This window comes from Clavibacter sp. (assembly GCF_014802555.1).
Taxonomy (GTDB): Bacteria; Actinomycetota; Actinomycetes; order Actinomycetales; family Microbacteriaceae; genus Clavibacter; species Clavibacter sepedonicus.
Genome location: NZ_JAAVCB010000051.1, coordinates 1 through 12,221, shown reverse-complemented (window position 1 = coordinate 12,221; position 12,221 = coordinate 1). Strand labels below are relative to the sequence as shown.

Below are 12,221 nucleotides of genomic sequence, written 5' to 3'. Positions count from 1 at the left end.
CCGACGCGCTTGACCCCTTCATCGAGCACTACAACACTGAACGAATCCACTCAAGCCACGGGCTCACGCCCGCGGCCCGAGTGTCACCAACGTCATGACCCAGTACAGCTAGACCGCGGCCTTGCGCGAGCTGATGACGCCCGTGTCGAAGCCGAGCAGGTGCAGGCCGCCGTGGAAGCGGGCGTGCTCGACCTTGATGCAGCGGTCCATGACGACCGTGAGGCCGCGGGCCTCGGCGTCCACCGCCGCCTCCTGGTTCCAGATGCCGAGCTGCACCCAGATGACGGGCGCGCCGATCGCGACCACGTCGTCCACGACGGACGGGATGTCGCTGGCCTTCCGGAACACGTCGACGATGTCGGGCACCTCGGGCAGCGACGTGAGGTCGGGGTACGCCGTGTGCCCGAGGATCTCGGTGGCGTTCGGGTTCACGAAGTACACGCGGTAGTCGCTCGACTGCTGGAGGTAGGTGCCGACGAAGTAGCTGGAGCGGGCCGGGTTCGGCGAGGCGCCGACGATGGCGACGCTCTTCGCGCGGCGGAGGATCGCCTGGCGCTCCTTCGCGCTCGGGCCCGTCCACGTGCGCTCGGAGCGGAGGAGCGCGGCGAGCGGGCTCGAACGGGGGATCGCGCAGGTGAGGCCGTTCTGGAGCTGGGTGGTCTGGGTGCCGTCGGCGTCGGGGTCGGCGACCGGCTCGGCGGGAACGGATGCGTCGGCGTCGGCTGCCTGCGCCTCGGCCGCGTCGCCGGCCGCGCGGTCCGCGGCCTCCTCGGCGGGGTCGAGCGGTGCGAGGTCGGCGGCGTCCGCGGCCGGGTGGGGAGCGGATCCGGTCTTCTCGGGCGGCACGCCGCCGGTGTCGAAGCTCACTTCGCTCCTTCCGTGGCGGCGGTCAGCGCCTGGTCCAGGTCGTGGATGATGTCGGCGACGTCCTCGATGCCGACGCTGATAGCGGACGATGCCGGGCAGCACGCCCGCGTCCACCAGCTGCGCCTCGCTCAGCTGCGCGTGCGTCGTGGACGCGGGGTGGATGACGAGGGTCTTGGCGTCGCCGATGTTGGCGAGGTGGCTCGCGAGCTCGACGGACTCGATGAAGCGCTGGCCGACCGCGCGGCCGCCCGCGACCTCGAACGTGAACACGGATCCGGGGCCCGTCGGCAGGTACTTGCGCGCCCGCTCGTGGTGCGGGTGGGCGGGCAGCCCCGCCCAGTTGACGGCCGTGATGTGCGGATCCGCATCGAGCCACTCGGCCACGGCCCGCGCGTTGTCGATGTGCGCCTGCATCCGGTACGGCAGCGTCTCGACGCCCTGCGCGAGCAGGAACGCGGAGTGCGGCGCGAGCGCGGGCCCGATGTCGCGGAGCTGCTCGGCGCGGAGGCGGGTGAGGAACGCGTACTCGCCGAAGTTGCCGGTCCAGTTGAGGCCGCCGTAGCTCGGGACGGGCTGGTCGAGGAGCGGGAAGCGCGCGCTCTCCCAGTCGAAGAGGCCGGACTCGACGACCACGCCGCCGAGCGTCGTGCCGTGCCCGCCGAGGAACTTGGTGGCCGAGTGGATGACGATGTCGGCGCCCCACTCGATGGGCCGGTTGAGGTAGGGGGTCGCGATGGTGGAGTCGATGACGAGCGGCACGCCGGCCGCGTGGGCGACGGCGGCGAGGCCCTCGATGTCGGCGATCTCGCCCGACGGGTTCGCGACGGTCTCGGCGAAGACGAGCTTGGTGCGGTCGGTGATCGCGGCGGCGTAGTCGGCCGGGTCGCTCGACTGCACGAACGTGGTCTCCACGCCGAAGCGGCGGAGGGTCACGTCGAGCTGGGTGATGGATCCGCCGTAGAGGTTCGCGGAGGCGACGATGTGGTCGCCGGCGCCCGCGAGCGAGGCGAAGGTGATGTACTGCGCGCTCAGCCCGCTCGCCGTCGCGACCGCGCCGAGGCCGCCCTCGAGGCTCGCGACGCGCTCCTCGAACGACGCGACCGTCGGGTTCGACAGGCGCGAGTAGACGTTGCCGTACTTCTGCAGCGCGAAGCGCGCGGCGGCGTCGGAGGTGTCGTCGAAGACGAACGCGCTCGACTGGTAGATGGGGAGGGCGCGCGCACCCGTGGTGCCGTCGGGGATGTTGCCCGCGTGGATCGCCCTCGTCTTGAACCCGTACTCGCGATCGACCATGACCCGACGCTAGCCCGCGCTCCCGACGGTTCCCCGGCCGGGCCGTAATGCGGCGACATGCGGGGAGGCGGGGATGACGCGGTCGGTCGACGGGTGGCGGGGGAGGACCTGTCCGCGTCCGCGTGCAGCACCGCACGCGATGCCTACGCTGGGGCGGTGACCCGCACCGATCGCCTGTACGCCCTCGTGGAGGAGCTGCGTCGTGTGGCGCCGCGTCCTCGGAGCGCGCGTCAGCTCGCGGAGCGGTTCGAGGTGAGCTCGCGGACGATCGAGCGGGATCTGTCGGCGCTGCAGCAGGCAGGTGTCCCGATCTGGGCGGAGCCCGGACGGACGGGCGGGTACTGCATCGATGCGGCGCACACACTGGCTCCCCTGGGGTTCACGGTGGAGGAGGGGCTCGCGGTGACGATCGGGCTCGCGATGCTGCGTGAGGGTCCGTTCGCACCGGCCGCGGCCACGGCCCTGCAGAAGGTCCTCGCCGTCACCGAGGGGCGCAGGGCGGAGGAGACGACCGGCCTCGCGACGCGGATCCACCTGCTGGACGACGGGCGCACCGACACGTTCCCGACCGGCTTCGCGGATGCGCTCCGGAGGCGCGAGGTGCTGCGGATCCGCTATCGCGACCGGCGTGACGTCGAGACGACGCGGGATGTCGAGCCGCTCGGGTACGTGCACCGCGACCGGAGCTGGTACCTCATCGGCTGGTGCCGGACGCGGGACGGGGTACGGGCGTTCCGCGCGGACCGCATCGTGACGGCGGACCCGACGGGGGAGCGTCCGCCACGACGCGAGCTCCGCGCGGAGGACCTCGAGATCCCGCACGGGGACCTTCGCCCCGTCTACGCGAGCGAGGGATCCTCGTAAACACCGACACGACGGTGTCGTCGAGCTCCGTGAGCATGGTCTCGCCGGGTCACGCGATCCGGCGGAGAGGATCAGCATGGACTTCACATCGATCAGGATCATCACGGACGACGTCGACCGGCTCGCGTGCTTCTACGAGGCGGTGCTGGGTGTCGCAGCCGTGCGACCGGCGCCCGTGTTCGCGGAGCTGAGGACCGGAGGCGGTGCCGTCGCGATCGGCAGCCGAGCCACCGTCGCCACGCTCGGGGAGGCCACGACGCAGCCGGCCAGCAACCGCTCGGTCATCCTCGAGTTCCTCGTCGACGACGTGGATGAGGAGTTCGCCAGGCTCCGCGGCTCGCTGGAGGACGTCGTGCTGGAGCCGACGACGATGCCGTGGGGCAACCGGTCGGTGCTGTTCCGCGATCCCGACGGCAACCTCGTCAACCTGTTCACGCGACCGGACTGAGCCTCGCGCCGGCGTGCGGGTGGAAGGCGAGCGGACCTCGTCGGCCCCGCTCCCGTGGTCCTCGTCGTCGTCGCGTCGCTCGCGCTTCGATGGACCGCCGCGATGCGTGAGCAGCGAGCCGGGGCGGCTCAGCTGAGGCGCACGGCCGCGAGCGCGAGGCCCGCGATGAGCGCCCAGGAGAGGAGGCCTGCGGCGAGCGCGGATCCGCCCTGGCCCACGAGCTCGCGGAGGCGCACCGCGGATCCGAGCGCCACGAGCGCGATCGCGAGGAGCGCCGTCTGAAGGACCTGGGCTGCGTCGAGCACGCCGACAGGCAGCGGCACGAAGGTGCGCACCAGCACGGCGGCGAGGAAGCCGAGCACGAACAGCGGCACGATCGGCGGACGCGCGGCGCCCTCGACCCGACCGTCCCGGCGGCGCATCACGACGCCCGCCACGGCGACCACGGGCGCGAGCAGCAGCACGCGCGTGAGCTTCACGGCGATCGCGATGGTGAGGGCGGCGGATCCGGCGATCTGGGCGGTCGCGACGACCTGCCCGACGTCGTGCACGCCCGCGCCGACCCAGTGCCCGAAGGTGACGTCGTCGAGGCCGAGCGGGCCGGCGAGCGGCGGCAGCACGGCGATCGCGAGGGTGCCGCAGAGGGTGACGAGCGCGACGGGCGCGCCCTGGTCCGCGGCCTTCGCGCGCGTGACGCCGGCCATGGCGCCGATGGCGCTCGCGCCGCAGATCGAGAAGCCGGTGGCGAGGAGGAGCGGCTGCTGGCCGGGCATCCGGAGCGCGCGGGCGATCGCGTAGGTGCCCGCGAACGACAGGACCACGACGGCAACTACGAGCAGCACGGCCCGCCAGCCGAGCCCGACGATGTCGGAGAGGCCGAGCTGCAGGCCGAGGAGCACCACGCCGATCCGCATCAGCCGCTTCGACGCGAGCGTGAGGCCGGGCTTGAGCGCACCGGTGAGCGCGGGTCGGGCGGCGGGGATCTGCGCCGCGACGATGCCGAGCGCGACCGCGATCGTGAGCAGCGGGATCGCCGGGACGAGCGCGTGCACGGCCCACGCGACGAGCGCCGCGGCCGCCGCGGCGCCGAGGCCGGGGAGCGCGGGGTGCAGACGGGTGGCGGTGGCGGGCATCAGATCCAGCCCGAGGGGATCCACGCGTGCAGCCGCCAGAACCAGGTGGGCACGAGCTGCCCGGTCCAGAGCGGGTAGAAGAACGCGCTGACGAGCGCGCACACGACGAGGACCGCGGCCACGATCACGATGCCGCGCGTGCGCCGCGGACGGGCATCGCCGCGGTCGCTCAGGATCATGCCGAGCACCATCGCGAGGCACAGGATGAGGTACGGCTCGAAGGCGATCGAGTAGAACTGGAACACCGTGCGGTTGACGTAGAGCAGCCACGGCAGGTACCCGACGACCATGCCCATGAGCACGAGCCCCACGCGCCACTCGCGGCGGGCGGCGAGCCGGTACACGAGGTAGAGCATCGCGGCGACGGAGAGCCACCAGATGATGGGGTTCGCGATCGACGTGATGGACGCCGAGCACGCGTCGATCGTGCAGCCCGACTCGCCGTAGCCGTAGCCCTCGTAGTAGAACTGCGTCGGCCGGTAGAGCAGCAGCCAGAGGCGCGGATCCGCCCGGTACGGGTGCGAGACGTCGAGCCCCACGTTGAACGAGTACTGCTGCGCGAGGTAGTGCCAGAGGCTCTGGATCGACAGGGGCACCCACGCGAGCCCGCCCTGCCACGCGTTCGCGCCCTCGGCCGCCCAGTTGCGGAAGTAGCCGTTCGAGGTGGCGAACCACCCCGCGTAGGAGGCGAGGAAGGCGGCGATCGCGGCCGGCACGAGGAGGAGGAACGAGACCGGACCCTGCACGGCCGCGCCCGCCGTGAACCAGGCGGCGAGCCCGTGGCGGCGGCGCAGCAGCATGTCGGTGAGCACCACGTAGAGGCCGAAGCCCGCGAGGAAGAAGATGCCGGACCACTTCACGGAGGAGGTCGCGCCGAACGCGAGGCCGGCGGCGATGAGCCACGGGCGCCACAGCACGATCGGGCCGAACTCCAGCGGGGGCGCGCCCTCGGGCCGGGCGTCGCGGCGCAGGGCGAGGAGGCGCTCGAACCGGCGCTCGTGCCAGGTGCGGTCGAGGAGGATCGCGCCGAAGCCGAGCAGGCCGAAGAACATGACGTGCGTGTCGAGGAGCGCGACGCGGCTCATCACGATGGCGTGGCCGTCGATCGCGAACAGGAACCCGGCCATCGTCGCGACGACCGCGGAACCCGTGAGGCGGCGGGCGATGAGCATGAGGAGGACGACCGCGAGCGTGCCGACGACGGCCGTCGCGATGCGCCAGCCCACGGGATCCGCCGCGCCGAAGACCGCGAGGCCGAGCGCGATGATCCACTTGCCGAGCGGCGGGTGCGCCACGAACGCGGGCGCCTGCAGGTAGCCGTCGGTCTGGCCGGCGATGAAGTCGGGGTTCGGATCCGTGGGCCACGACCCCTCGTAGCCCAGGTGGAGGAGGGTCCACGCGTCCTTCACGTAGAAGGTCTCGTCGAACACGAGCGTGGCGGGGGGGCCGAGGCTCTGGATGCGGAGGACCGCGGCGAGCAGCGTGATGGCGATCGGGCCGCCCCAGTGCCACGCGCGGCGGCGCGCGGGGGTGGAGACGAGGCGCGCCCAGAGGTCGTCGAGGCGGGATCCGCGGGCGGTGACCGCGCGCTCGTCCGCGCGGCGGGCGACGCGGGTCGGGGTCGCGTCGTGGGCGTCGGAGTGGTCGGGCGTGGGATCCGCCGCGATGTCCGCCGCCGTGCCGTCAGCGCCGTGCTCGGTGGGGCGGTGGGGCGAGTCGGGCACGGCTCATCATCGCACGCACGTGCGCTGGCCCCGCAGGTCGCGGACGCTCCGCGGCCCGTGCCGGTCGTCGGGACGCCGTGAGGTTCCGGCCCGCCGTCGTAGGGGTGTCATGAGCGCGGTGGCGGGCGGGATCCGCGCGGAGGTGGACTGGGCGCACGCCCTTCCCGTGCCGTGTGCCTGCTGTCCCCGTCCGCCCCGTCCCCGCCCGTCCGGCGGAGGCGCGGCGATGAGCGTCCTCGTGGCCGTCGCGCCGTCGCGGGCATCGGGCGAGGACGCCGCGGTCCCCTCCGCGCTCCCCGCTGCGCTCGACGACGGCGTGGTCGCCGGGGTCTCGATGCGGCGGCTCGTCGAGGTGTGCGGCACCCCCTGCGTCCACTCGGGCGAGGCGATGGGGATCCGCGGCGACGGGGACGGCTGCGGCGCGCTCGTCGTCGTGGCGGTGACCGCCGTCCTCGCGGGAGCGGACGGGGAGCGCGTCGTGTGCGTCGACGGGCACCTCGACGGCGTGGACGCGCGCTGGGGGGAGGCGCGCGTCCTCGGCCGGGGATCCGGCTGCCGCTCGGTCGTGCGGATCGTGGCCGCGACGCCGACGTCCGGGACGGCCGCGGTCGCGCTCCCCGACGACCTGGCGGTCGGCGACCTCGTCGTCGTGCCGTGCGGGGGATCGCCCGCCCTGCACGACGTGCGGCTCGGCGGGCGTCCGGTCGGGACCGGGCGCCTCCGTGGCGGGGGTGGCGCCGGGGATCGCCGCGTCCCGCCGCGTCGCCGGAGGAGGCCCTGATGCGCGCGCCGCTCCTCGACCCCTCCACCGGCGGCAGCCGTCCGCGGACGCCGCGCATCGCGTTCGCGGGAGACGCCATCCCGGCGCTCGACGACCTGCGCGCCCTCGACGCCGGGGTGGTGCGCACGCATGCGGGGCTCGAGCGCACGCGGGGCGCCGACGTCGCCGTGACGGGGATCCTCGCGTCCGGCTGCGTGACGCCCCGGCTCCTGACGAACCGCGTCGCCGACCTCGTGCGGCATCCGATCGCCGCGCCGCGGATCGCCGTGGAGTGGGCGGACATCCGCGACCGGCGGATCCGCGACGTCGCCCTCGAGGCGTGGTGCTGATCCGCCGGTCGGCGCACCCGGGGCCCGGAGGCCGGGAGGACTACGCCTCCTCGGCCTCCTGCTCCTCGTCGAGCATGAGGAACAGGCCCGCGTAGGGCTCGAGCTGCACGGGGAAGCTGGACAGGTCGTCGACCGTGCCGACCTCCTCGCCCGTGGTGGCGTCGCGGACGACGCGGCGGGCGGGGAGCTCCTCGGAGCGGACGGTCGCGAGGATCGCCTCGCCCGTGAAGTTGAGCACCGTCAGCTGCAGGCGCGCGTCGGCCTCCGGGTCGCCGTTGTCGAGCCGGTGCACCATCACGAGCATGCCGTGGTGGCCGACGTCCGGGACGTCGACCTGCGTGCCGAGCGCCACGTCGAAGCGCTCGCGCACCTCGAGGACGCTGCGGAGGCCGGAGACGAACGACTGCGGGTCGTCGACCTGCGCGGGCAGCGATCCGTAGAGCGAGTGGCCGCGCGGCATGCCGGATCCGGATGCGGTGGCCTCCGGCGCTGCGTCGAGCAGGTCGTGCCCGCCGCGGTGGACCCAGCGGGTGTCGCCGCCCTCGATGAGGTCGGCCACCTGGGACGCCTGCAGCGGCAGGACGCCGAGCAGGTCCCACGCGGAGAGCGCGAAGACGCCCGGCTGCCACGCGTTGAACTTGGCGAGCAGGAGGTGCGCGGCGCGGATCCCGGCGACGTCGTCCTCCCCGATCGCGTCGAGCGTGGTGAAGCCCTGCGCGGCCGCGATGACGGACGCCGTGGTGCAGGCGATGCCGTTCGTCGTGAACACGTGGTTGTAGTCGGCGCTCTCGCCCGTGAGCTCCTCGAGGAGGTCGCCGCGGATCGCGACGGCGAGGTCCGCGCCGGTCACCTCCTCGCCGCGGAACGGGAACACGTCGGCGCAGTGCTCGGTCGCCCAGTGCACGAGCTCGTAGGTGAGCTCGTCGTGGTTCTGGAGCGCGTGCACGAGGGTGACGGGCTCGACGCCGACCTCGAGCGAGGTGCGGAGCGTGAGGCGCAGGAACTCGGTGTCGCCGGTCGCGAGCGCGTGCTGGTACGCGGGCCGGTTGATGAAGTCGTACGAGAGGTCGGCGCCGACGCGGCCGGTGTCGCGGATGTCCTCCATCGTCAGGTTCAGCTCCTGGAAGGAGAACCCGCCGACCTTGCGCACCATGCTCGCGATGAGGTGGTTCGCGGCCTCGGAGAGCGGGTGGCCCTCGGACCACGCCGGTCCCTCGACGCTCTTCTCCACGCCGAGGAAGCCGTTCGCGTCGAGGCGCAGCGCGCTGGCACCGAGGTCGCCGAGCGAGTGCAGCGCGTCGCCGATGACCATGCGCATGCCCGCGAAGGTGGGGTCCAGCCAGTTGATGGAGGGCTGGCCCTGCTTGAAGTAGTGCAGGTACACCCAGCGGCGCGTGCGGCCGTCGACGCCCAGCACGGGCGCCGTGGCGCTCCAGTTGGTCTCCTTGACGCCCGGCGCGTAGAAGATCACGCGCTGCAGGCGGCCGATGATGTAGCCCTGGTCGGCGAGCGCCTGCTCGGCGGCCACGTCGAGGTTCACGGCGTCGCGGCCCGGCAGCACGTCGGGCAGGAGGCCCCAGTCCTCCTCGGGGATCTCGACCATGTGGTAGATCCCGGGGAAGTCCTTGTAGCCCATCTCCGCGAGGCGGAAGTCGGCGCCCTTGCCGGTGTGGCCGGGCACGATGTCGTCGATGACGCTGCCGCCGTGCTGGTCGGCGACCTCGGTGAGGCGGCGGAACTCGTCCTCCGTGCCGAACGCGGCGTCGATCTGGGTGCTGATGCGGTCGAAGTGGCCGTCGACGCTCGCGGTCTGCGACCACTCGGTGATGCCGCCGGCGAGCTTCACGGGCCCGGTGTGCACGGCCTCGATGCCGACGGACTGGAAGATCTCCCACAGCTGCGGGTCGCCGAGCGCGCCGAGGTACGACTCGCCCTCCTTGGTGATGAGCGAGATCGGGTAGGCGGTGAACCGCACGGACGCGGTGTCGATGGCGCGGCGCGCATCGGGCCGGGCGTACGGGTTCGACCACATGCTGGGCGAGCCGGAGAGGCCACGGCTCAGCACGTCGGCGTCGCCGAGCATCGACTGGCGGCGGAGCCACTCCACGTAGGACGGGTTCGACGCGTCGGCGGCGCGCGGGTCGTTCGACGAGCGGCGGATCCCGCTGGCGCGCAGCTGCGGACGTGCACGGAGGCGGGCGGGCCGGGCCGGGAAGCGCTCCTCGTCGTACGTGATCTCCGTGGGCTCCGGCTCGGGGATCGCGTTCGTCTCGATGGCGTCGTCCGCTGGTGCTCCTCGGGTGTGGTGGTGGTGCGTCGTGCCCGATCCGGGCAGCGTCGGCCCGCGGGGCCGCTGTCACGAGCGTACGCAGGATGCGGGGGCGCTGTGGTCCGCCGGCCGGCTCGACGCTCGCCGGGCTCGCCGCGGGCGGGGCGCCGAGGGCTCCGGTCGAGGAGGATCGCTCAGGCGGTGCGAGTGCGGCGGCTGAGGAGCCCGTCGACGCTGAAGCGGCCCGCTCCGAGAAGGCCGACGACGACCAGGCCGGCGATCAGGGCGAGCACCAGCTCGTAGCCGCCGCCGTCGACGAAGACGCCCTTGTCGGCGTGCACGATGACGAAGGCGCCGAGCAGGTTGAGGACGTTGAGCGCAGCGACCACCGGCGTGAGGAGGCCGATGATCAGCGCCGCTCCGCCGACGGTCTCGACGGTCGCGGCGAAGACCGCCGCTGCGGCCGGGACCGGGATGCCCATCTGCGTGAAGGTGGCGGCGGTCCCGTCGAGCGTGTAGTCGAGGAACTTCTGCAGGCCGTGCGCCATGAGGATGAAGCCGATCGCGACGCGGGCGATGAGCAGGGCGGCGTCCTGGAGGGCGGGCGACGTGCGGGCGGGGTGGAGCAGCGTGCGCATGCGGGGTTCTCCTCGTTTTCGGTGATGGTGGTGGATGTAGCGGGAGTCGGTGTCGTGCGGCGCGAGGGGCCGGAGCGCGTGGCCGGCCGGCGTGATCGGCGCGGGGATCCGGGCGATGCGCGATCGGGCGATCTCGCCGGAGCGAGGGCTCCGCGATCTCGAGGGGCTCATGCCCACGGGCGCCGTCCGCGAGCGAGGCGGCGAGCGAGGCGGCGAGCCCTCCCGCTCATCCGCGATCGGATGCCGGACGAACGGCCGCGCTGCTCGAGAGCGTGCCGGGATGCCGCTGATGAGCCGGCCGGACCGCCGTGCGATCGGTGGCCCCGACGTGCCCTCGGCACTCCGCACTATTGCGTTGAACGTTCAACGACCGTACGGGGCGGCGGGTGGAGGAGTCAAATCGCGCCGCGATGGAGCAGATGATCCCTCGGGGACGGGCTGGCCTGCAGCGGCAGGGACCTCGCCGCCCGCGTCCGCCGTGCCAGCATGGATCCGTGCCCCTCGTCGATCCCCGCCGCATCTCCGGCCTCGCACCCGCCGGCGCGGATCACGGCGTGGCCGCTCACGTGGGCGCGGGTGCCGACGCGCCCGCGGGGCGCTGAACCGTGTTCCTGCGGAGCAGGTCGCGCGGGAGCGAGACCCTCGGGCTGGTGATCCTCGGCGTCGTCCTGTGCGTGGTGTCGGTGCTCGGCCTCACGGGCGCGTTCGGGGAGATCAGCAACGCCGGGCGCTTCGACACCATCGTCCTGCTCGGCGTGCCGGTCGGGCTCGTCTCGATCGGCGCGGGGATCGTGAACTGGATCCGCGGCTGGGGCGACCCGGGCGACGCCGAGGTCGACGATCCTCCCCACGTCGGGGACTGATCCGGCCTGCCCGACCCGGACACCGCCGGCCCGGACCCCACCCGGCCGGATGGGATGATCGACCGGTGATCATCCTCGGCGCGACCCCCATCGGCAACCTGGGCGACGCGTCGCGGCGGCTCGTGGAGGCGCTGTCCTCCGCCACGGTCGTGGCCGCCGAGGACACCCGCACGACCATCCGCCTGCTGACGGCGCTCGGCGTCGAGAACCGGCCGCGGCTCATCGCGCTGCACGACCACAACGAGCAGGAGCGCTCCGCCGACCTCGTCGAGCTGGCGCGCGAGACCGACGTGCTCGTGCTCTCCGACGCCGGCATGCCCGCGATCTCCGACCCCGGCTTCCACCTCGTGGAGGCGGCGGCCGCGGCGGGCGTGCGCGTCACGGTGATCCCCGGGCCGAGCGCCGTGCTCAGCGCGCTCGCCGTCTCGGGCCTGCCGACCGACCGCTTCACCTTCGAGGGCTTCCTGCCGCGCAAGGGCGGCGACCGGCGCCGCGTGCTCCGCGAGCTCGTGCGCGAGCGCCGCACCATGGTCTTCTTCGAGTCGCCGAACCGCCTGCAGGCGTCGCTGGAGGACGTCGTCGCCGAGTGGGGCCCGGATCGCCGGCTCGTCGTGTGCCGCGAGCTCACGAAGCTGTACGAGGAGGTGCGCCGCGGATCCGCCGCCGAGCTCGCCGCCTGGGCCGCCGAGGGCGTGCGCGGCGAGATCGTCGTGGTCGCGGAGGGCGCCGCTGCGCTCGAGGTCGCCCTCGCGACCGGCGTGACGCAGGTGCTCGAGCTGGTCGCCGACGGCGCGCGCCTCAAGGACGCTGCGGGCACCATCGCCGAGGCGACCGGCCTCGGCAAGCGCGACCTGTACCAGGCGGCGCTGCAGGCTAGGTGACGCGTCGGTCGGCTAGTTGTAGTTCCCAGTGAGGTTGTGAACGCGTTCGGCGGGCGTGAGTCCGCCGATGCCGGTGTGGGGGCGGTGGTGGTTGTAGTGATGCAGCCAGGCAGGGTAGGTCGCGGCGCGGG

The 12,221-nt window shown here is 73.4% G+C and carries 12 protein-coding genes and 1 pseudogene; 6 read left to right on the top strand and 7 right to left on the bottom strand.

Going from position 1 to position 12,221, the window contains the following annotated elements:
• Positions 1–108 precede the first annotated feature (108 nt).
• Together HDR73_RS05805 and HDR73_RS05800 are read right to left on the bottom strand one after the other, a co-directional pair.
• On the bottom strand, positions 109–846 hold the full coding sequence (locus HDR73_RS05805; protein WP_223842787.1) for a CoA-binding protein: 738 nt from the start codon (positions 844–846) through the stop codon (positions 109–111).
• A gap of 17 nt (positions 847–863) precedes the next feature.
• Positions 864–2,160, bottom strand: a pseudogene (locus tag HDR73_RS05800) (O-acetylhomoserine aminocarboxypropyltransferase/cysteine synthase family protein).
• Positions 2,161–2,316: 156 nt separating this feature from the next.
• On the opposite strand from HDR73_RS05800, the gene HDR73_RS05795 reads away from it, so the two are divergent.
• The gene (locus HDR73_RS05795) at positions 2,317–3,024 is read left to right on the top strand and encodes a helix-turn-helix transcriptional regulator (RefSeq protein ID WP_012299624.1); all 708 of its coding nucleotides are present in this window, start codon (positions 2,317–2,319) and stop codon (positions 3,022–3,024) included.
• A 76-nt stretch (positions 3,025–3,100) separates the two neighbouring features.
• Positions 3,101–3,472, top strand: coding sequence for a VOC family protein (locus HDR73_RS05790; RefSeq protein WP_012299623.1), 372 nt, complete (start codon positions 3,101–3,103; stop codon positions 3,470–3,472).
• Positions 3,473–3,600: 128 nt separating this feature from the next.
• On the opposite strand, the gene HDR73_RS05785 is transcribed toward HDR73_RS05790, so the two are convergent.
• Together HDR73_RS05785 and HDR73_RS05780 are read right to left on the bottom strand one after the other, a co-directional pair.
• Positions 3,601–4,605 carry a YeiH family protein gene (locus HDR73_RS05785; protein ID WP_012299622.1) on the bottom strand — a complete coding sequence of 335 codons (1,005 nt, stop codon included), beginning with the start codon at positions 4,603–4,605 and terminating at the stop codon, positions 3,601–3,603.
• A complete protein-coding gene (locus HDR73_RS05780) occupies positions 4,605–6,329 on the bottom strand; it encodes a dolichyl-phosphate-mannose--protein mannosyltransferase (protein WP_012299621.1) in 1,725 nt (574 codons plus the stop codon). The genes HDR73_RS05785 and HDR73_RS05780 overlap by 1 nt, the downstream gene beginning before the upstream one ends.
• A 226-nt stretch (positions 6,330–6,555) precedes the next feature.
• Here HDR73_RS05780 and HDR73_RS05775 point away from each other — a divergent pair, with 226 nt between their 5' ends.
• Entirely contained in the window at positions 6,556–7,110 is a 555-nt protein-coding gene (locus HDR73_RS05775) for a hypothetical protein (RefSeq protein WP_012299620.1), read from the top strand.
• On the top strand, positions 7,110–7,439 hold the full coding sequence (locus HDR73_RS05770) for a hypothetical protein (protein WP_012299619.1): 330 nt from the start codon (positions 7,110–7,112) through the stop codon (positions 7,437–7,439). The genes HDR73_RS05775 and HDR73_RS05770 overlap by 1 nt, the downstream gene beginning before the upstream one ends.
• A 40-nt stretch (positions 7,440–7,479) precedes the next feature.
• Here HDR73_RS05770 and treS read toward each other — a convergent pair whose 3' ends face one another.
• Both treS and HDR73_RS05760 read right to left on the bottom strand, forming a co-directional pair.
• Entirely contained in the window at positions 7,480–9,546 is a 2,067-nt protein-coding gene (gene treS, locus HDR73_RS05765) for a maltose alpha-D-glucosyltransferase (protein ID WP_502709177.1), read from the bottom strand.
• A 356-nt stretch (positions 9,547–9,902) separates the two neighbouring features.
• The gene (locus HDR73_RS05760) at positions 9,903–10,346 is read right to left on the bottom strand and encodes a DoxX family protein (RefSeq protein WP_049791931.1); all 444 of its coding nucleotides are present in this window, start codon (positions 10,344–10,346) and stop codon (positions 9,903–9,905) included.
• Positions 10,347–10,951: 605 nt separating this feature from the next.
• Between HDR73_RS05760 and HDR73_RS05755 the strand changes: the two genes are divergently transcribed.
• Together HDR73_RS05755 and rsmI are read left to right on the top strand one after the other, a co-directional pair.
• Entirely contained in the window at positions 10,952–11,209 is a 258-nt protein-coding gene (locus HDR73_RS05755; protein ID WP_012299616.1) for a hypothetical protein, read from the top strand.
• Between the two features lie 65 nt (positions 11,210–11,274).
• Entirely contained in the window at positions 11,275–12,090 is an 816-nt protein-coding gene (gene rsmI, locus HDR73_RS05750; RefSeq protein WP_012299615.1) for a 16S rRNA (cytidine(1402)-2'-O)-methyltransferase, read from the top strand.
• A 12-nt stretch (positions 12,091–12,102) separates the two neighbouring features.
• On the opposite strand, the gene HDR73_RS05745 is transcribed toward rsmI, so the two are convergent.
• Positions 12,103–12,221, bottom strand: a 119-nt coding sequence (locus tag HDR73_RS05745) for an integrase core domain-containing protein (protein WP_287136286.1), incomplete at its 5' end; no start/stop codon positions are given.